General features: G+C 41.6%; 24 protein-coding genes and 2 tRNA genes. 13 read left to right on the forward strand and 13 right to left on the reverse strand.

The features are described from left to right. Positions 1-395 precede the first annotated feature (395 nt). Entirely contained in the window at positions 396-1,526 is a 1,131-nt protein-coding gene (gene gcvT / locus G4P69_RS14620) for a glycine cleavage system aminomethyltransferase GcvT (protein WP_208350448.1), read from the forward strand. Between the two features lie 78 nt (positions 1,527-1,604). Beyond that, a complete protein-coding gene (gene gcvH / locus G4P69_RS14625) occupies positions 1,605-1,991 on the forward strand; it encodes a glycine cleavage system protein GcvH (protein WP_208346179.1) in 387 nt (128 codons plus the stop codon). Between the two features lie 195 nt (positions 1,992-2,186). On the opposite strand, the gene G4P69_RS14630 is transcribed toward gcvH, so the two are convergent. The 4 genes from G4P69_RS14630 to G4P69_RS14645 form a co-directional block, all read right to left on the reverse strand. Next, positions 2,187-2,783 carry a methyltransferase domain-containing protein gene (locus G4P69_RS14630; protein WP_208346180.1) on the reverse strand — a complete coding sequence of 199 codons (597 nt, stop codon included), beginning with the start codon at positions 2,781-2,783 and terminating at the stop codon, positions 2,187-2,189. A gap of 356 nt (positions 2,784-3,139) precedes the next feature. Then, the gene (locus G4P69_RS14635; protein WP_208350450.1) at positions 3,140-3,508 is read right to left on the reverse strand and encodes a DUF2237 family protein; all 369 of its coding nucleotides are present in this window, start codon (positions 3,506-3,508) and stop codon (positions 3,140-3,142) included. A gap of 78 nt (positions 3,509-3,586) precedes the next feature. Then, positions 3,587-4,318, reverse strand: a complete 732-nt coding sequence (radC, locus tag G4P69_RS14640; protein ID WP_208346641.1) for a RadC family protein — start codon at positions 4,316-4,318, stop codon at positions 3,587-3,589. A gap of 313 nt (positions 4,319-4,631) precedes the next feature. Then, positions 4,632-5,612 (reverse strand): phosphoribulokinase, encoded by a 981-nt coding sequence (locus G4P69_RS14645; RefSeq protein WP_208342434.1) that lies wholly within the window; start codon positions 5,610-5,612, stop codon positions 4,632-4,634. A gap of 209 nt (positions 5,613-5,821) precedes the next feature. Between G4P69_RS14645 and G4P69_RS14650 the strand changes: the two genes are divergently transcribed. Together G4P69_RS14650 and G4P69_RS14655 are read left to right on the forward strand one after the other, a co-directional pair. Beyond that, positions 5,822-6,484, forward strand: a complete 663-nt coding sequence (locus G4P69_RS14650; RefSeq protein WP_208342432.1) for a class I SAM-dependent methyltransferase — start codon at positions 5,822-5,824, stop codon at positions 6,482-6,484. Between the two features lie 3 nt (positions 6,485-6,487). Then, positions 6,488-6,679, forward strand: a complete 192-nt coding sequence (locus G4P69_RS14655; protein ID WP_208350452.1) for a hypothetical protein — start codon at positions 6,488-6,490, stop codon at positions 6,677-6,679. A gap of 46 nt (positions 6,680-6,725) precedes the next feature. Here G4P69_RS14655 and trhO read toward each other — a convergent pair whose 3' ends face one another. Then, on the reverse strand, positions 6,726-7,544 hold the full coding sequence (gene trhO, locus G4P69_RS14660; RefSeq protein WP_208342430.1) for an oxygen-dependent tRNA uridine(34) hydroxylase TrhO: 819 nt from the start codon (positions 7,542-7,544) through the stop codon (positions 6,726-6,728). 67 nt (positions 7,545-7,611) lie between these two features. Between trhO and G4P69_RS14665 the strand changes: the two genes are divergently transcribed. After that, a tRNA-Ala gene (locus G4P69_RS14665) sits at positions 7,612-7,684 on the forward strand. 68 nt (positions 7,685-7,752) lie between these two features. Further along, a tRNA-Ala gene (locus G4P69_RS14670) sits at positions 7,753-7,825 on the forward strand. A 31-nt stretch (positions 7,826-7,856) separates the two neighbouring features. Here the strand turns inward: G4P69_RS14670 and G4P69_RS14675 are convergent. Further along, complete coding sequence (locus tag G4P69_RS14675) at positions 7,857-8,171, reverse strand: hypothetical protein (RefSeq protein WP_208342428.1); 315 nt, start codon at positions 8,169-8,171, stop codon at positions 7,857-7,859. A gap of 54 nt (positions 8,172-8,225) precedes the next feature. Continuing rightward, complete coding sequence (locus G4P69_RS14680) at positions 8,226-8,645, reverse strand: Pepco domain-containing protein (RefSeq protein WP_208342426.1); 420 nt, start codon at positions 8,643-8,645, stop codon at positions 8,226-8,228. Positions 8,646-8,918: 273 nt separating this feature from the next. Between G4P69_RS14680 and G4P69_RS14685 the strand changes: the two genes are divergently transcribed. The 3 genes from G4P69_RS14685 to G4P69_RS14695 all read left to right on the forward strand — a co-directional run bounded on the left by G4P69_RS14685 (position 8,919) and on the right by G4P69_RS14695 (position 12,845). Next, positions 8,919-11,258: an SUMF1/EgtB/PvdO family nonheme iron enzyme gene (locus G4P69_RS14685; RefSeq protein WP_208342423.1), complete on the forward strand. Its 2,340-nt coding sequence runs from the start codon at positions 8,919-8,921 to the stop codon at positions 11,256-11,258. Positions 11,259-11,612: 354 nt separating this feature from the next. Continuing rightward, positions 11,613-12,233 carry a Uma2 family endonuclease gene (locus G4P69_RS14690; protein WP_208342436.1) on the forward strand — a complete coding sequence of 207 codons (621 nt, stop codon included), beginning with the start codon at positions 11,613-11,615 and terminating at the stop codon, positions 12,231-12,233. 30 nt (positions 12,234-12,263) lie between these two features. Next, positions 12,264-12,845 (forward strand): Uma2 family endonuclease, encoded by a 582-nt coding sequence (locus G4P69_RS14695; protein WP_208342417.1) that lies wholly within the window; start codon positions 12,264-12,266, stop codon positions 12,843-12,845. 51 nt (positions 12,846-12,896) lie between these two features. Here the strand turns inward: G4P69_RS14695 and G4P69_RS14700 are convergent, their stop codons facing one another. From G4P69_RS14700 to G4P69_RS14715, 4 genes are all read right to left on the reverse strand, one after another. After that, positions 12,897-13,505: a hypothetical protein gene (locus tag G4P69_RS14700; protein WP_208342414.1), complete on the reverse strand. Its 609-nt coding sequence runs from the start codon at positions 13,503-13,505 to the stop codon at positions 12,897-12,899. A 50-nt stretch (positions 13,506-13,555) separates the two neighbouring features. Next, complete coding sequence (locus G4P69_RS14705; RefSeq protein WP_208342412.1) at positions 13,556-14,119, reverse strand: Uma2 family endonuclease; 564 nt, start codon at positions 14,117-14,119, stop codon at positions 13,556-13,558. 113 nt (positions 14,120-14,232) lie between these two features. Continuing rightward, positions 14,233-14,631, reverse strand: a complete 399-nt coding sequence (locus G4P69_RS14710; RefSeq protein WP_208342410.1) for a hypothetical protein — start codon at positions 14,629-14,631, stop codon at positions 14,233-14,235. A gap of 40 nt (positions 14,632-14,671) precedes the next feature. After that, positions 14,672-14,857, reverse strand: a complete 186-nt coding sequence (locus G4P69_RS14715) for a hypothetical protein (RefSeq protein WP_208342408.1) — start codon at positions 14,855-14,857, stop codon at positions 14,672-14,674. Between the two features lie 101 nt (positions 14,858-14,958). Here G4P69_RS14715 and G4P69_RS14720 point away from each other — a divergent pair, with 101 nt between their 5' ends. From G4P69_RS14720 to xisF, 3 genes are all read left to right on the forward strand, one after another. After that, positions 14,959-15,372, forward strand: coding sequence for a hypothetical protein (locus G4P69_RS14720; RefSeq protein ID WP_208342406.1), 414 nt, complete (start codon positions 14,959-14,961; stop codon positions 15,370-15,372). A gap of 77 nt (positions 15,373-15,449) precedes the next feature. Next, on the forward strand, positions 15,450-16,112 hold the full coding sequence (locus G4P69_RS14725) for a methyltransferase family protein (protein ID WP_208342404.1): 663 nt from the start codon (positions 15,450-15,452) through the stop codon (positions 16,110-16,112). Between the two features lie 71 nt (positions 16,113-16,183). Continuing rightward, complete coding sequence (xisF, locus tag G4P69_RS14730) at positions 16,184-17,557, forward strand: fdxN element excision recombinase XisF (protein ID WP_208342402.1); 1,374 nt, start codon at positions 16,184-16,186, stop codon at positions 17,555-17,557. 2 nt (positions 17,558-17,559) lie between these two features. Here the strand turns inward: xisF and G4P69_RS14735 are convergent, their stop codons facing one another. After that, complete coding sequence (locus tag G4P69_RS14735) at positions 17,560-17,799, reverse strand: hypothetical protein (protein ID WP_208342398.1); 240 nt, start codon at positions 17,797-17,799, stop codon at positions 17,560-17,562. Positions 17,800-17,849: 50 nt separating this feature from the next. Further along, positions 17,850-18,416, reverse strand: coding sequence for a hypothetical protein (locus G4P69_RS14740; RefSeq protein ID WP_208342397.1), 567 nt, complete (start codon positions 18,414-18,416; stop codon positions 17,850-17,852). A gap of 139 nt (positions 18,417-18,555) precedes the next feature. Here G4P69_RS14740 and G4P69_RS14745 point away from each other — a divergent pair. Beyond that, on the forward strand, positions 18,556-19,278 hold a 723-nt coding region (locus G4P69_RS14745), incomplete at its 3' end, for a Mov34/MPN/PAD-1 family protein (RefSeq protein WP_208350454.1).

A 19,278-nucleotide genomic window follows, 5' to 3' on the forward strand; every position in this document is an offset into this window, starting at 1 on the left:
ACGCTTAATATCAAGCTATCAATGACTTTACTTTGACTAAAGTGTATTTAATAATAGCCCTAATTATAGGATTAAGTACACTGTTCCACTAGAAGTTAAACAATAAATTTACTTCTTCTTTAATCAATTCGTACTAAATCGCAAGATTAAATATCTAACTAATTTATAGATTTCGCAAGCAGGAGGGAGGGTGGATTTATCGAAATACAACCTGTTATAGTACCGCTTTGAAAAAAGGACGTTGCAGAGACTTGTACGAACGAACCACTTTACCATACGAGAATACTTCAAAGTGAACGCCCCTAACTACCAATCCTTATACAATGTTTTGACTCCTTTCTCGGTAATTCGGTAATACTGGTAAAAGATGTTTACCTAGAACAGCAAAACGACTCGTGGCTAATCAAGAAAAAATCGTATCCCTAACTCGAACGCCTTTATTTGGGCTTGCGCAAGAATTGAAAGCGCGATTAACCAGCTTTGGCGGCTGGGAAATGCCAGTACAATTTGTTGGTATTAGCCGGGAACACGAAGCTGTAAGAAATTCAGCAGGAATGTTCGACATTTCACACATGGGCAAATTTACCCTTCAGGGAAAAGACTTAGTTTCCCAACTTCAGCGTTTAGTTCCCTCGGATTTGAGTCGTTTGCAACCTGGTCAAGCACAATACACAGTATTGTTGAATCCCCAAGCAGGAATTATTGACGACATCATTTTCTATCATCAAGGGGAAGACTCGACTGGAGAACAAAAAGCAGTGATTATTGTGAATGCTGCAACCACTGCAAAAGACAAAGCATGGTTGTTGCAGCACATAAACTCGGATCAGGTTCAATTCCAAGACGTATCACCCCAAAAAGTCTTAATTGCTATCCAAGGACCAAAAGCTAGTAGCTGTCTCCAGCCGTTGGTAAAAGAAAATTTAGCACCAATCAAAGCATTTGGACATTTGGAAGCAACAGTACTAGATAAACCAGCCTTTATCGCTCGTACAGGTTACACTGGTGAAGATGGATTTGAGGTGATGGTAGATCCAGATATAGGTATTATATTGTGGCAGAACCTTCTTAATGCTGGTGTAGTTCCCTGTGGACTGGGTGCCAGAGATACTCTCAGACTAGAAGCTGCCATGGCGCTTTATGGTCAAGATATCGACGACACAACTACCCCTTTAGAAGCTGGTCTTGGTTGGTTGGTACATCTGGATACCAAAGGTGATTTTATTGGTCGGGCAATTCTGGAACGCCAAAAAGCCAGTGGAGTTGATCGCCGACTAGTCGGACTACAAATGCAAGGACGTAATATAGCCCGTCATGGCTACCAAGTATTGTCAAAAGGTGTCGTTGTTGGAGAAGTAACTAGTGGTACACTATCACCTACACTTGGTTACCCTATTGCCTTAGCTTATGTTCCTACCCAGCTCGCGTCTGTGGATCAGCAACTAGAAGTTGAGGTTCGGGGCAAAACTTACCCAGCGGTGGTCGTTAAACGTCCGTTTTATCGATCAACAAATCGCGTCGCGTGACGAATTGCTAATTGCCTGACTAATATTAGCTATTAGTCCTTAAAGATACAATTTTTTTGAAGAGGAAGAGGAAATACTATGGATTTTGAATATCCTTCAGATTTGAGGTACCTAGATACCCATGAATATGTACGGCTAGAAGGCGAAATTGCTACCATTGGCATTAGCGCGTTTGCTGTCGATCAGTTGGGTGATATTGTCTTTTTAGAACTTCCAGAAATCGGTGGTGCTTTAAACAAGGGAGAAAGCTTTGGCAATATCGAATCAGTTAAAGCCGTTGAAGACTTGAAGTCCCCTGTTACTGGTATAGTTATAGAACGCAACGATGTCATACTCGAATCTCCTGAGCAATTAGCAGATGACCCTTACGGAGAAGGTTGGTTACTCAAAGTGCGTGTTAATGACTCAGGTGAAATTGACGATGCGATGACTGCTGACGAGTATAGCTCTCAGGTTGAGGGATAGCAAACTACTCACACTGATCGGGAAAAACAGTGTGGGTTTCTGAGATCCGCCTATCTACTAGGTTTACATGGGAAAATCCCAACCCATGTCGCTTAATGTTGATAGAGGCATTTAATGTCGCTATTAACATTGAGCAATTCTTTAGAGTTTAAAAGAAAGTCGTTAGCTAACTAGCCAGAAGCGCTTCATCAAAGCTTACACCCGTTTCACATAAAAATTATATCTGTGGGGTTCCCCTTCATCTTCCGAGTTTTCATACTTGGTAGTAGATAGCGGTGGGAAAAAGTATGGTTGGAATTTACTCAAGCTTTCACAAGTTTCTAACGGGAAAGGCTTTCTTTCTGGTAGATCATCCCATCCTATAATGATTACACCATCTTTTTGCAAACTATCAAAGCACGCTGCAAATGCTTTTTCAACCTCATCTCTTTCATTCAATCCCCATCCAAAAACTCCATTGCAGATGATTAAATCTAAATAATTTTTTTGGAAGTAGACATTTAAGTCGCTTATCGAGCCAACAATGTGCCTTTTAGCTCCATAGATTTTTTTCATTGGATTAATATCAATTGTCCAATACTCTTGTCTTTTAAACCATTTCTCGTAATGCTTAGTGTAAGAACCACATCCAACAAATAGGACTTTCCTAAATTCTTCGTTATTTACAAAATATGGTATTATTTTTTCCTCTAAAATAAAGCGATCATGATTGATGATAGGCATCTCCCAACCCATAATAGTGTGGGTGACAACTTTTAAGCCTCTCATCATCATTTTTGTGTTGCTTAACATGTTTACACAAAAGTTATTTTATATGTGCTGTATCATGTTAAATAAGCTTCTTTAAAAGAAGGTTGTAAACAAGTTAAGAAAATAATAACAAGTACTGAAGAACCGATAACAATAAGCTAACCTTAGTAATCAAACAACTCAATAACTTAGTGGAAATTATTTAATAACAGTAAACTGGAGCGTGTAACTAATGGGAGCATCCCTATTTTGCAAAAAGACTGTAGTGGGAGCATCTTGCTCCCTACTTTATGACTGAAATGGGCAGGATACCCACACTAAATGCTGATTTGAAGGTAGCGCAACCCGGATTTAACAAGGTTAAAGCAAGAGCATTAAATAGCCCAAATCCTGTTTTATCAGGATGTTAAGGCATGTTTTTTTAGTTCTTCAAGAGAAACAACTTCCAAAGCTCGAGGATGGGTTGCAGAAAGAACGACTGGGGGAGCAACACCAGCATCGAAAGCTTCTTTCCAGCGCAAAGCACACAAACACCAGCGATCGCCAGGTTTTAAACCAGGAAAATTATATTCAGGAACAGGTGTACTAAGGTCATTTCCGCGAGATTTGGTGAACTCCAAGAATTCTGCTGTCACTTGAGCGCAAACAACGTGTAACCCAAAATCTTGACCCCCAGTATTACAGAATCCATCCCGATAGTAACCAGTCATGGGAGAAGTACAGCACAGCTCTAGTTTTCCGTTTAGTACGTTTCTTGCTTCTGTCATAAGTTTCTGGTAGACATTCAGCCCTAATATCCTATTTTTTTATTTAAACAGGTTTCTACCCTTTAGGAGATATTTTGGTCAATCTCCCTGCGGATACTCATCCCATAGGGTTGTTATCTCCTGTAAACTTTGGTAGTTTCCATCACCTAAAATAATGTGATCTAGCAAAGGAACACCTAAAAATTGTGCTCCAATTAACAACTGCCGGGTTAGTTCGATATCATTATTACTAGGTTCAAGATTTCCAGAAGGATGATTATGGGCGACTATGACTCGTGTTGCTCCTTGACGAATAACTTCTCGAAAAATCTCACGGGGAGGTGCTAAAGTTTCAGTAGCAGTGCCAATTGTAATGACTTGGGTGCCTAATAAACGGTTTTTGACATCCAACAATACAACTGCAAATCTTTCTTGATTTTGCCACATTAGATCTTGACTGAGGGCAGCAGCAGCAGCAGCAGGGCTATCAATGATTGTGCGATCGCCTGGACGCGATTGAAAAGCTCGTTTGCCTAATTCAATTGCTGCTAGAATTGTTGTTGCTTTTGCTGGACCAATACCAGGAATTTGCATTAACTCAGCAGCACTGACATCTCGCAAAACTGCCAAGCCATCACGCTGATGTTTGCCCAATTCTTGCAACAAATATTGTCCCAATCCCACCGCAGAAAGTTTTCCGTGTCCTTGTCCAGTACCTAGTAGAATTGCAATTAATTCAGCTGTTGCTAACACCTTAGGACCATAAGTTAATAACCTTTCACGGGGACGTTCATTTGTAGGTATATCGGCAATTCTAAGGCAGTAAGTCATAGGCAACTTCAGGGAATAAATGATAAGTTTGTTTATAGCAGGTTTCAAATCACTTAAATACAAAAATCACCCTTCACCCCTCTCCTTAACTTGGAGAAGGATAACCTAATATGGCTGGGTGATGTATATTTTATGTAAATGCAACCTGCTATATTTCTAGTAATCCCCTGGAAGCTATAAAAATCTCAACGTCTTAAAAAAAATTCCAAAAGGAGTTCAGTATGATTCTGAACGCCACATGCTTTATACCGGGAAACCCGTCCACCGCAGTGGCTTCTCCTGACTCCTGACTCCTGAATTCTGACTCCTGTTATTAAATTTTTACCAATTGTTCTACTACCTGTGTTTCACCTAGTTGATGGTTTTGTGTTGCCCTGAGCATATGGTAAGTGATTAATAGCTGGGTGAGAGCAAGGGGATAGCTTTGAAGCGTCTCTCCAGTTGTACCTGCAACTTTTCCTAACTCTGGGTTGCTTTCGCGATCGCATATATTCCGTAAGTAGGGCATATCCGAACAAATAATATGTTCTAGTTTATTAACCTGTTCTAAGGTTGCATGACCATCTACTTCTAAAACATCAACAGGCTTACCCATATCTCTATCTAACCCTAAGCGAATTGCTGAGGTTAAATTAGCACCATCACCAGAATAGATAATTTGGGTAAAATCTGGATGGGGAATTGTAGGGCGAAGTATCAGACGGACATTTAGATGTCCATTGCTTTCGTCCATATCATCGCTTGGAGGATAGAAACTCACTACTATATCTGACCATTGCCGTTGTGGACGGATAAACTGCTCGGAGTCTGGTTCACGTTTTGTCAGTTCGTCCAGGACTTGTTCTTCACTGTAACCCCGCTTTTGTGTATCTCGCTTAACTTTCCATTTTGCGCGTAGTGGTTCAGGGGGTGCAAGGTAAACTTTTACATCGTAGCTATCGCGTGCGCCACGGGTTGAATAACCGAGTAATCCCTCAACAATAACAAATTTATTTGGCTTGATATATATTGGTGGTTCAAATGAACCAGTTTTGTGGCTATAAACTGGCTTGAGAATTGGCTGTCCTGTCCTTAACTGTGACAGGTGTTGCTGCATGATATCTAGATAGTTGCAGTCAGGGTGGAGCGCAGTAATTCCAATCTCGGCACGTTGCTTCCGGTCGTAACGGTGGTAATCATCTGTACAGATAATTGTGACATTCTCTGGGCCAAGTACCTGAGCAATGCCCCTAGTTAGTGTTGTTTTACCTGCCGCACTGTCACCGACAATACCGAGAATTATTGGACGAGTCATGAGCTCCCTGCCATTATACTAAAGTAGAATTCGCTATTGTATGCTAGTTTACTAATTTTTAGGAAATTTAGGAAATTATTAAATATACAGCAACAACTATAATGTTTAGCCTAAACCTAAGACAGTCACTACTTTTTGACCCAATTATTTAAAATTAAGGCTCTTTACACTTTACAACGATTTGTATCAATTCATATTAGCTATTGCAGATGACCAACCAAACCTTGGGACTGGAAAAACACCTTTATGATTACTTGCTCTCAGTTTCTTTGCAAGAACCAGAAATTTTAAGCCAATTAAGGCAAGAAACAGCCCAGCATCCAATGGCAAGAATGCAGATTTCTCCAGAACAAGGGCAATTTATGCGTTTGCTCGTGCAGTTAATGCAAGCAAAGAAAACTTTAGACATCGGAGTATTTACCGGCTACAGCGCTCTTGCCATTGCATTAGCATTACCACCAGAAGGTAAAGTCGTGGCTTGTGATGTGAGTGAAGAGTATACAGCGATCGCGCGCCATTGGTGGCAAAAAGCAGGTGTGGAGCATAAAATTGACCTGCACATTGCTCCAGCACTGTTCACCCTAGAACAATTGCTAGCAAAAGGTGAGGGCGGTACTTTTGATTTTGCCTTCATTGATGCAGACAAAAGAAACTATGACAGTTATTATTCACTTGCTCTACAACTTGTACGTCCTGGTGGATTGATTGCGATCGATAATGTACTTTGGTCAGGGCGAGTCGCAGATCCTCAAGTACAAGATAACAGAACCAATAGAATGCGAGCCTTTAATCAAATGCTGCATCAAGATATGCGCATCACCCTTAGCTTAGTCCCCATTGGGGATGGGTTGACATTAGTGATGAAGAAGTAGGGCATGGGGCATGGGGCATGGGGCATGGGGCATGGGGCATGGGGCATGGGGCATGGGGCATGGGGCATGGGGCATGGGGCATGGGGCATGGGGCATGGGGCATGGGACAATGGGCATTGGGTATTAAAAACTGAGCAGCTACTCGCTCAACAACCTAATTCATTCTCCTCTGCTCCCCTGGTTCGTAACTTTTGACTTTTGACTTTTGACTTTTGACTTCCCCTCAGGGGCTGCTCCCTGCTCACTCTTCAAAACAGTGAGGACAGGAAATGCCTTCTTGGTACTTAGATGAAAGTTTATCATCTTCGGAGATTGGATATCCACAATTAGAACACATATCATAAGTGCCTGGTTCTAAACCTTGACGAAGAGCAATGCGTTGATCAAAAACGAAACACTCTCCATTCCATAAACTTTCGGAATCTGGGATTTCCTCTAAATATTTGAGAATTCCGCCTTTGAGGTGATAAACTTCTTGGAAACCTTCAGATAGCATAAAAGAAGAAGCTTTTTCGCAGCGAATTCCACCTGTACAAAACATAGCAACCTTTTTGTGTTTAGTGGGGTCGAGGTGGTTGCGAACGTATTCAGGAAATTGGCGAAATGAACTCGTGTGGGGATTTACCGCTCTTTGGAAGGTACCAATATTGACTTCATACTCGTTACGGGTATCTATGACTGTTACCTCTGGATCAGAGATCAGGTTATTCCAGTCCTTGGGGCTTACATAAATCCCAACCCGTTCATTTGGATCTGCTTCTGGTAATCCGATTGTGACAATTTCTTTTTTTAGGCGTACCTTCATCCGGTTAAATGGAAAAGAGTCAGCAGAAGACTCTTTATGTTCTAGATCAGCTAGGCGGGGATCAGCGCGCAAAAAGGCTAGAACAGCGTCAATGCTGTCGCGTGAACCGGCTATTGTACCGTTAATGCCCTCCTCTGCCAACAAAATTGTTCCCTTTATATCTTGTGCCTCGCAATATGCCAACAAAGGGGGTTGTTTCAAGGCAAAATCCGGCAATCGGACAAATTTATAAAATGCTGCAACAATTTTGGTCATTTTTTTTGTTTTACCCCTTTACAATAAAATACTATAAGGTATACTAACTAAAGTGCACATGACCCGAGGGGGTTTAGCTCAGTTGGTAGAGCGCCTGCTTTGCAAGCAGGATGTCAGCGGTTCGAGTCCGCTAACCTCCACTTGTGTGATGATCAAAATGGGTAAGTGTACAAAGTAAGCTGCAATCAGTAAGGCAGATCGAAATTAAGGGGGTTTAGCTCAGTTGGTAGAGCGCCTGCTTTGCAAGCAGGATGTCAGCGGTTCGAGTCCGCTAACCTCCATTGGATAATATTATCCAACGATTGCATAACCTCAGGCGATTTTTTTTAGTCCACTGTCAGGTTGGTGGTCTTCAAGTTCCGTGAGATCGTCCGCAAATTCACTCTCGTACATAGCGATCGCTTCTTCTAGCCTAGGATAAACCTCACACCGCTCATCAGGAGCCTCTTCCACAAATAGTTCCAGAAATTGTCTATCTAAGCTCCTAACTTGTTCTTCACGGATAGGTAAATAGTAGTAATCGGCGCTTTGTACGCAGAATTGACCATCCGTTAAACGTTGAAAACACCGGTAACGGACAGCTGTAGTTGTATCGAGTCTTTTCCAAACATCAATAGCTTTAAACATGGCTAGATGCCCATACTAAAATCATCTTACGGTTTCGTCTTATTCAAATAACAGTTACTTCCGCTTGAACTTAAAAGTCATAGCCCCTTTCCCCCCTGCTTTACCTCCACCAACTCCAAATAAGCTAATTTGTCCTTCGCCATTAATTTCTACTGATAGTTCAACCGCGTCAAGCTGTATTTTAGAATCTGGGTCATCTGCTTCGTCCAGCATTTCCCTCATTGCTTGCAAAAACCCCTTCATTTCTTGCTTGAGCTTATCAACTGCAACAGGTCTACGTCTTGTAATTACGATTTCATCTTTCTTCTTACTCAAGATTATTTCTTCAGTGGTTTCATTACCAAGTCTTCCTCCTATATCATCAATACCTCTTTCACCACTAAAAGTAGAGGTTTCGCGAGTCGTAGTTGATGCTTCAGATGCTTCTTCGGTAATAATCCAGATTGTTTTTGGGGTAGGAATTTCTGTTGACATAATATTAACTGTATAGGAATGAGGGTGCTAAAATTTTGCAGATGGTGCGTTGAGCGATCGCCCTTGGTGCTTTCCTGTGCGCGATCGCTCAGTTATTCTGCATTTAATTCATATAAGACGTGGGCAAGATCACCCCTGCTTGTTTCTCTGCTCAAAGACAATTACCATGTTCAGTAGTAGTACGGAAATTTTCAATAGGGAAGGACAAACTACATAGTAGTGGTAACTTGGAGGACAATGCAATGGTGATGCGTAGGTGGTGTTAGCAGAAAGATGGCTAAAAATTGGGCGATCGCGATCGGGATTAACCAGTATAACAATCTTCAGACACTCAACTACGCCAAACGAGATGCTGAGGCAATGCGTGATTGGTTTGAAAACAAAGCACAGTTTGATAAGGTATTTCTCTTCACCGAGGATTCCCCAGCAATTCAAACTTCTTCTGCACCCATCCCAACTCAGCCTACCTATGGTAACTTGCGGCGGTTTTTACGGGCAAATTTTGAAACCCCACTCTTAGCACCAGGAGATAATTTGTGGTTTTTCTTTGCTGGTCATGGTTGTCGTGAAGCTGACCAAGATTATATTATGCTTTTAGATAGCGATCCAGGAGATGTAGAACATACCGGAATTCCTGTGGATTATGTTACCCAAAGATTGCGCCGCAGTGGAGCAGATAATGTAGTCTTGTTTTTAGATGCGTGCCGCGATCAAGGAAGTAGGGTAGGCGTGGGTATTGGCGGAGAGCATCAGGGAGTAGTGACTTTCTACGCTTGTAGTCCTCGTCAAAAGTCTTATGAAATTGAACAGTTACAACACGGAGCATTTACTCAGGCTTTGTTAGAGGGATTAAATATAGCAGGTGTAGGAAACTGTGCGACAGTAGAAAGGCTGGATCAATATTTACAGTGGAGAGTTGTAGAAATTAATCACACGCATAGGAAACCTCAGCAAAACCCTTATGTGAGTGCAGAACCAGCTGCTAAGCTACACCTAATTTTATTACCTGATTATGCTTCATTGGCTGATATCGCTACACTGAAAAACGAAGCTTTTCAAGCGGAAGTAAAAAAAGATTGGGAATTAGCTAGACAGCTATGGATTCGGGTTAATGTAGCTGCTAGGGGTTCAGATATGCAGGCAATTGAGGCATTTTCCCGAATTAATCAGCAACAAGGACAGTCTTCTCCTGCTTCTTCATCCAGCAGACAGGGATCGCGTTCTCCAACAGTAAAGACACGCGAGGAAAAGATAGCTCACTATCAGCAAGCTTTTTCAAAAGAAGTTAAGCGAGAATTTCCTATCAATCAAGCAGCTCGTAGACGATTGCAGCAATTACAGCGATCGCTCCAACTCAGTGATGATGACATAGCGGACATTGAACAGCCGCTTATAGCTGAAAAACAGGCAGAACAAGAAAGACTCAGACAGAAACAAGAAGCACAATTTCAGCAAAAGTTACAGCAATATGAGCGGGAATTAATTAAAATAGCGCAAGCTGGAAATTCTGTTAATAGTTTTAAAGATTGGCTACTTCAACGTAGTTTGGGTCTTAAGGAAGCAGATATAGCAGCAATTAAAGACAGAGTTATAGTAAGTCACCCAACTCGTGTCCAACCTCCACAAACGAATCCTTTTCGGGTAATAAACAGAAGACCATTTTTGAAGTGGGTTGGCTTGGGGGGAGCGGGTTTGGTCTCAGCAGTGGTAGGTTATGAACTTTTTCACGATCCATTAGCACCTAAGTACACACCTCCTACTGAAGGATCACCCAAAGCATTTGGTTTACCTTTATGGACTGTTGATTTTAAGACAGTCAAGGTGGATGAAAAAGGTATTGTAGTTGATCGTTTTTCCAAACAGGCTAAGTTCTTTAAAGAAGATTTGGGCAATAGCATAACGCTGGAAATGATCTCGATTCCTGCTGGTTCTTTTCAGATGGGTTCCCCACTAGGGGAAAAGGGTCGAAGAGATGATGAACAACCTCAGCACATGGTAAAAGTGCCTACTTTTTTTATAGGTAGATTTGAAGTCACCCAAGAACAGTATCAGCAAATAATGGGTAAAAACCCATCTAATTTTAAAGGAGCAAAACGCCCTGTAGAGAGAGTCAGCTGGAATGACGCAGTAGAGTTTTGCAAAAAGCTTAGTCAAAAGACTGGACGTAAATATCGCTTACCGAGTGAGGCGGAATGGGAATATGCTTGTCGTGCAGGGACAACAACGCCCTTTCATTTTGGCAACACGATCACAACTGATTTAGCTAATTACAATGGGGATTACACTTATGCTTCTGAGTACAAAGGCAGAAATCGTGGGGAGACAACCGATGTAGGAAGTTTTCCGCCCAACGCCTTTGGGTTATACGATATGCACGGGAACGTTTGGGAGTGGTGTGCAGATACTTGGCATGATAATTACAAAGGAGCGCCTACTGATGGAAGTGTGTGGAGCGACAATCAAAATTCATCCCAGGTGCTGCGCGGCGGTTCTTTGATCGTCAATCCTGAAAACTGCCGTTCTGCTGCTCGCAACTACTTCAACCCCGTCGACGACGACTTCAATCTCGGTTTTCGGGTGGTGTGCGGTGGTGGTGCGGCGAGGACTCTTTAGCACTTTGCACTTTTGCCCTTTGCCCTCTGCACTTCTTTCTCTTTGCCCTTCTTGAGCGGAGCGATCAAATTTTTTTCAAAAATTGAGCATTATTAGCTAGGATTTCTTAAATAGAAGTTTTGTAAAATAACTTGAAAGGGTTATAGTGGAACTTTAGTGCGCTAAAGTGGTGTATGGTGGGTAGTGCTTCGCTATCGCCAATCTGGTTTTGCTGAAAACTTAAATTTAATGTAGGTTGGGTTGAGGAACGTAGACGCCTCTGGCGGCTTCCCGCAGGGTAACCCAACATTTATAAAGGTTTGTTGGGTTTCGCTGGCGCTCAACCCAACCTACGATTTACGATTTTCCTTAGCTATGACTCAAGCCATACCCAAGCTAGTAACCTTTGAAGAATTTGTCGATTGGCTACCTGAAAATAGGAGAGTGCGCTACGAACTACATAATGGAAATATTATTGAAATGGCGCAACCAGTAGGAGATCACGAAGAAGTTAAAGGGTTTTTAGGTATCGAAATTCCTTTTGAAATCAAACGTCTAGGACTACCCTACATTGTCCCTAACCAAGCTATAGTTAGACCCCTTGAAAAAGACTCTGGTTATTTTCCGGATGTGTTGGTGCTAAATCGTGCAAATTTGGTAAATGAAAAATTATGGAAAAAAGAATCCGTTGTCAGTAATGGGGAATCGATACCCTTGATTATTGAAGTTGTATCAACTAACTGGCGGGACGATTACCACTTGAAATATGCTGATTATGAACAGATGGGTATCCCTGAATACTGGATTATTGACTATGCTGCGTTGGGTGGTCGCAATTTTATCGGAAACCCCAAACAACCGACAATCTTTGTTTGTAACTTAGTGGATGGAGAATATCAGATAAGTAAGTTTCGCGAGAGCGATCGCATTATCTCGCAAGCTTTTCCTGAATTGAATCTCACCCCAACCCAGATTTTTCAAGCAGGTTTGGTGTAGAGTTGTAATAGCGAACAACGGCGTACAACTATGATCCTTGTCACTCCTAAACGCTTCACCTTAACTGAGTATCATCGCCTCATTGAACTAGGATTCCTGACTGAGGATGACCGAGTGGAGTTGATTCGTGGAGAATTAATACAAATGGCAGCAAAAGGCACACGGCATTCTGTTTGCAATACAAAATTATCCCACGAATTGGGCAGGTTGATAACAGATAGAGCCGTTGTACGAGGTCAAGAGCCTATTGTACTATCTCCTGATAGTGAGCCAGAGCCAGATATTGCGATCGCCAGTGGTCAGGCTGATGATTACTTATCCGCTCATCCTGAACCTAAAAATATTCTCCTGGTTATAGAAGTGTCAGACTCTACCCTTAGCTATGATCAAAGTACAAAGTTATCACTTTACGCTGAATATGGAATTAACGATTACTGGATTATTAACTTGCTAGCAAATCAACTAGAATGTTACTCCCAACCTTACCAAGATGCTCAAGAAAAATTTGGCTATCGGTTAAAACAGATTAAACTAAGACACGAGTCGGTTATACTCCCCCATTTTCCCGATTTATGTTTGGAATTAGATCGGATTTTTCCAGGTTTGGGATAAGTTCAAGTTTCTTGTTCTGTATCAAATAGGAATGCTACGATATGAATCACTTCAAGCAATGGTTTGTAATTCACACTGCTGAAAAATATAATTTACTGCTGCAAATAATTTATCTAAATCCTGTATCAAGTATAAATTTTTATTTCTATAAAAAACATTAGAATTCAACTTACCAAACTGCCATATTTTACCATTAGAAACTATTCCAAAAACATCTTGCTCTAAATTATTATTAATTAGCTGAACTGCTAACATTTCTGCTAAACATTGTCCCCAACCTTCTTCAAATTTATCTTGTTTAGCTTCAACCGCTAGGAAATGAGGTTTCTCAAAAACAATCGTACCTAGAGGATTTCGTCGCGTGACGATGTAATCAGGAACTCCGGATAAATCTTCATCATAAGTTAATGCTTCGTGACTCCAAAGGGTTAATTTATTTCGATAAGGTTTCCAAACTTCTTTCAATACTGGATAAATTAAAGTTTCACAAATAGCATCCTCTGAATTATCAATAACTCCGTCTGTAAAAAGGAGATCTAATTCTTCTTTAAAATATTCTTTAACTGGAAATTCTACTTCTAACATAAAGTTAGACTGCACATACTTGATTTGAAATTTTTTAATAACAGCACTAATACTTTTATAATTACTAAATGCCATTATAAATTACCTTCCATAAAAAAGATGGTCACAGCCTAAACATAATTATATTAAAAAAATCGCTGTACTTGACAACTAAATTTAGGTAATAGAGGTGAAGTTATTTTATCGGTTTCCAACAAGGTTCCTACTAGCACTAATTGAGCATTCTCACGACGATAAACTTCTATTTGTCTTAGCCGCCAATCCACAATCCAGTATTCCTGAACACCTTTGATGGAATACAATTTTAATTTAACCTCGCGATCTCTTCGCTCGTTTATACTTCCTGATGATAACACTTCTACAACTAGCTCTGGCGCACCTGTTAAATGTCCTTCTTCGTCTAAGATCTGAGCTAATCGCTGATTGCTAATCCAAATTAAATCAGGAATGACATTATCAACATCTGAGAAAATAATACCTGGGGTGATAACCGGCTGACCCAAACCTGTTTGTTCCGACCAAGTTAACAATTGAGCATGGATACGTCCAATAACAGCTTGATGTTTAATATGAGGTGCACGGGTCACGAATAGCTCTCCGTCAATAATTTCGTAACGCTTCCACTGATCAGTTGCTAGGATTTCTAAATCAGCAATTGTCCAACGGACTGGATTTTGAGCTTGGGTCATCTTGCAGCCTCCAGTTGTTGTACCTATACTAGCCTTAGTTCGTCAATTATTGCTGATGAATCTAATCTTTGAACCCCTCTCCGACCTAAAGGTACGGAGATTCTGGTAAAATATTACCCCTCAACTTTTAACCCTACTGGTTTATCTGGTTGAGTAGTTTCCACCTTGTTAGAGATCCGCTCTAGGGGAGAATGAGTCTTCCCACGTTCAGGCGCGCTTACTTGATTCGCGGATTGTTTGAAACGCTCCCAAGCCTCTAACAGGGTTGGTTCCATCCCTGGATACTGACAAGCAGCATCCTGCACTGAGAGCGTCTGATCCTCATTAACGTATCTAGCCAGATAAGCGCTAAAAATATCCCGATGCATTGTAATACCAGTTGCATCATGATGAACCCGTTCAGATAGGGACTTTTTAACACGAGTACCATCTAAATGGGTTTGGGATAGGGCTGTTGTCTGAGTAGAAAACTTGGTGAATTGCCCGCCAGCATTCTCAGCTTTGCGAGCCAATTCTGATTGTACAAATCCAGGTGACTTAGCAGAAATAGCTTTACCGTAACGCTTCTGCCAGCCTTTGACCGTTAGTACTAGCTATAACGCTTTGTTGCGTTTGGCTAATGGGAGCGGGTTTCATTTCGCCTCGTAAGTCTAACAACTGGACAAGGATGAGGTACGCGATCGCCAAAATGATCGATATTGCGCCTGTCATAATAGCAACTATCTTAGAACGGTTCATAACACTTCTCAATAAATAGATCTTCTGTACTATCCCTATACTAATACAGCTACAGTGCATGTTATCGTTTACGTACAACGACTCTAACTCACGAGATTCCCTTGAAACTCATTAAAAAAGCAACTGCGGGTTTATTGCTGGCGTTCGGAACGATTCTTCTAGCCTCTGGAGCATACGCACCATTTAACCATGATATTAGTCGACAGGAGCGGGAGAGTGAAGCGATCGCTTGTCTCCTTTTTGGTATACCTGTAACTGGAGCAGGCGCTTGGTTAGTATGGAGTCTGCATCAACAAAATCGTAAACAGGTTCAACAGCAACTACAGTCAATATTTCACCAATTGCTAAAACTTGGTCAAGGTGAGATTACAGTGATGCAGTTTGCTCTCGAAGCACAGCTAAAAGCGGATGTTGCTAAGCAGTATTTGGATGAGAGAGCAAAAGAATTTAATGCGACTTTTAACGTGGGAGAAGATGGGGAAGTTTACTATTGCTTTCCGATAAAAAAATCATAAGAGAATCAAGATTGCTATACTACAAGTAGCTGAGAAATTTTACCCGACTAAAGATTAATCGCTTGCGAGGTGGTATCATGCTCAGTATATCACGCTTATTGGTTGTTTCAACTGTTGTAGGACTTGCAGTCTTATTTGGGCTTGTATTTTTGGGCTGGGGCGATATTACTGACTTTTTTGCACATCCCGCCCGATCAGGGCTTGTAATCTCAACGCTCTTACTCGCTATTGTGTCTCTTTTCTCAGAGGCAAATCTTAGCAGTGGGAAGCGCGAAGATGTGAGCAATCGCTGGATATTTATACCCTTCATGGTCTTAAGCATTGTTTTTGCTTATGTACCTCCATATATGGATCGCCGTGACTTGTTCACACTGGATGGTGATGCGCTGCGTTATTTTGGTTTAGCCTTGTATATTATTGGGGGTAGTTTGCGTGTTTGGGCAATTCTCGTCCTTGGTAAGAGGTTTAGCGGTTTGGTAGCGATTCAAGAAGATCATCAACTAATGACGAACGGGGTTTACACATTTATCCGTCACCCAAGCTACCTAGGTTTGATCGTCGCTATGATTGGATGGACTCTCATCTTCCGCAGTGTGCTGGTATTTATCGTGATTCCTATTTGGATAGCAACTCTCATTGCACGCATCCAATCGGAAGAGAATCTGTTACAGTCGGAGTTTGGTCAAGAATATACAGATTACCAGCAGCACACATGGCGTCTCATTCCGTTTGTTTATTGATCATGTAGAGCAAGGTTCAATCCCACCTTTATAATTAAGATTGCGACAGCCTATGCTATGGTGTAAACCCTATGACTCTAACAGATGCTAAGTACATGGCGGACAACATTTATAAAATAGGCTATGCAAGAGTCAGCAAGTCGGAGCAAATGGAAGATTCCAACGCAGCAACGCAACAAATTGCTCGTTTAATGAAGGCTGGGTGCAGTGAAATATTCTTTGACGTGCAATCAGGTCGAGATAATGACCGACCTGAGTTTGAGAAATTAATGCAGAGGGTGCGATCGCGCGATAGATGTGACGTAGTCGTGATTACACGGGATGATCGAATTACAAGGAGTGGATTAACGTCTTTGCAATTGCTACAGGAGTTTAATCAGCTGGGCATAAAACTAGAAATTTTAGATGCAGGTGGTGTAACAAATCTTGACAATCCCTACGAATGGAAGCAACGAGCGCAAGCTGGGATTGATGCCGAATTTGAGTCTCGGATGCTTTCAATGCGAGTTTGTAAGGGATATGAGTATTTGCGAGATCAACACAAGGCAAACCCTCGGGTTCCTTTTGGGTATGTCAGAGATAAAGAGCAGTATCGACTTGACCCAAATTTAGTTGACATAGCGTCTTGTTGCATTGCCGCTTTTTTTGAAGCTAGATCTTTACAAGGTGCATGTCGTTTAATTTTTGAAAGATGTGGCATCGTTCGTTCTGCTAATGGCTTGCGCGATTGGTTATTGAATCCAGTGTTATTGGGGCACACACCTTACCATAAAATTACGAAAACTAAATACAAACTCATTGTTTACAATACTCATTCAGACAATGCATTGCTTACTGAATCTCAAGCTACAGAAATTCGACGTATTCTCAAGGAAAATAAGAATTACTGGGGAAATAATCGAGGAAAACGTATATTTCCGCTTTCAGGACTAATTATGTGCGGTGAGTGTGGTAGTAATGTAACAGTTGCTGGGGGAGGAACTAGCACTCAAAGTTATTATTCATGTCGCAAGCGCCGAGAAAACACACTATTTTGTTCTCAATCAATGTTTATCAGGGTTGAAGAACTTGAAGAAGCAGTGATTACTGAGTTAGTGAAAAAAGCGGCAGCAATCACGGCGATCGCGTCTAGCGTTTCAATTTATGAAACTCCAGATCTACAAGACTTAAGGGAAAAATTGCGACGGGTTGAAATTTTGGGAGATGACCCTGACGTAGCGGATCTGCGTTCAAAACTTATAGCAAGAATCCATAATTTGGAGCAGGAGCAACATCTGGGGCAAATTGTTCAAAGTGAAAACGTGCAAACTTTGGTTAACACCTTTAGCGAAATTGATTACTGGCAAGATACACCAAGAGAGCTAAAGCGTCCTATCTACCAAACATTAGTCAACAAAATTGTTATCAAAAATGGACAGGTTCTTTCTATAACGCTAAAAGTCTAGAGTCAAGAAAGATTGTTTTTGATCATTTGCTCTTTAGCCTCGATTATAGAATTTCTTGTAGCTTTCAGGTGTGCAACTACTTCATGCCAATCCTCGCGGCTTTGGGCATATTCAATGAAGCCTTCCAGTATTTCTTCAAGCTCGTAGCCCTGCATCCTTAGAGCAGATATCAAGTTTTCAATCATTTCAGAAAGTGCTTTCTGCCGCAATTGACTTATGGCTTGTACAAATAGGTTATCCATATGTTTTGTAAAAAAAATGAGCGATGCCTTTGGCGGACTATGTCTACGCCTCAACCTATCATCGATTCTAACTGCCTGCGCTGACGATACAATGCAAACTGCTGTATCAGCACTCCGACTTCTTCAAGTTCCATATCTGTTGCACCAGTCATAAACTGATATAGAAAAGCGTCGCTATCTGCTGCGTCTGCCGCTGCAAGTAAAGCAAGTGCATGATGACGCGCTTCCGGTAGATCAAGTTGCAACTTAACCTCGTTCCATTCCAAGACAACAATTGGCTTTTGGGTGTTGAAACCAAAGATACAATCAATCCCCTGTGGTAGTGGTTCCCTTTGGTCACGAACTAGTTGCAGCATCATAGCCGCCATTTCTAAATCTTTTTTTGGTATCTCGCCAAAGCCTTTAGATTTTGGATTTATCCCAATCAAGGTTTTAAAGACAGCCGCTTCGGTTTCGGCGTAAGCCGCTGCTCGTAGGATAGCTGCTCCTCTTTCTCGTGCCTGTTCAGCCGTGAACATTACCTCAGAATCCCTGTACCTTTGCAAGACATTGGGTTGCTGGCTACCAGAGGAAACGGTTGATTCTACATAGATGGTGTCAGGGTCAAAGGACTTCATGCGGCTTTAGTTTGGGGAATTCATGGGTTTTGCAATCTTCTGCTTTTCTAAACCATTCTATTTTCTCCAGAACAAGCGTGGTCATACCAATCACTTAATACATGAAGTTTAATTAATTTGGCGCTTGTAGAACTTTTGTATGTTGACAGACCAAATTAAGCAAAAAATTATTGCTCATTCTCGTAACCAAAGCGAGCTTGAAATATGCGGGCTGATTTGTGAAGACGGAGAAATTGTTCCTTGCGACAATATTGCGCAAAACCCACAAGAAGCATTTGAAATTTCAACAGACTACTTTGAAGAAATTAACGCTCTCTGCCGAGTGGTGGCCATCTACCACAGTCACTGGCAAGATTCCCAGCCAGCAATACTCAGCTCTACAGATATAGCAAATAGTAAAGCTTCAAAACTACCCTACCTCCTGTACCACACAGCTTTCGGGCAATGGGATTACTACGACCCCAACGACCTCTACCCCTATCCCCTAATCCCTAATCCCCATTCTCCTAAAACACTGGAGTACTACTTAGGTTGGCGATTTGAGTACAACCGCAGCGACTGTTACACGCTATTCCGCAGTTACTACAAAGGGATGCTGGATATTGAACTGCCTGATTTTCCACGTGGTGATATTGAAGAAACTACTTCGCCCGATTGGGATATGTTTGGGAGCAACTTTGAATCATGTGGTTTTCGCAAGCTTGATCTGGGTGAACCGCTTCAAGCAAACGATGTAATACTCATGTGCATTGTGGGCGATCGCACTCACCATTGCGCCATACTCCTAGACCCCTCAACCGGGAAAGCGCTGCACAACTTGGGTGAAGGACGACTTAGTGAGGTATTTATGTACGGCGGGTAT

Origin of the sequence: Aetokthonos hydrillicola CCALA 1050 (assembly GCF_017591665.1) — a bacterium.
Taxonomy (GTDB): domain Bacteria; phylum Cyanobacteriota; class Cyanobacteriia; order Cyanobacteriales; family Nostocaceae; genus Aetokthonos; species Aetokthonos hydrillicola.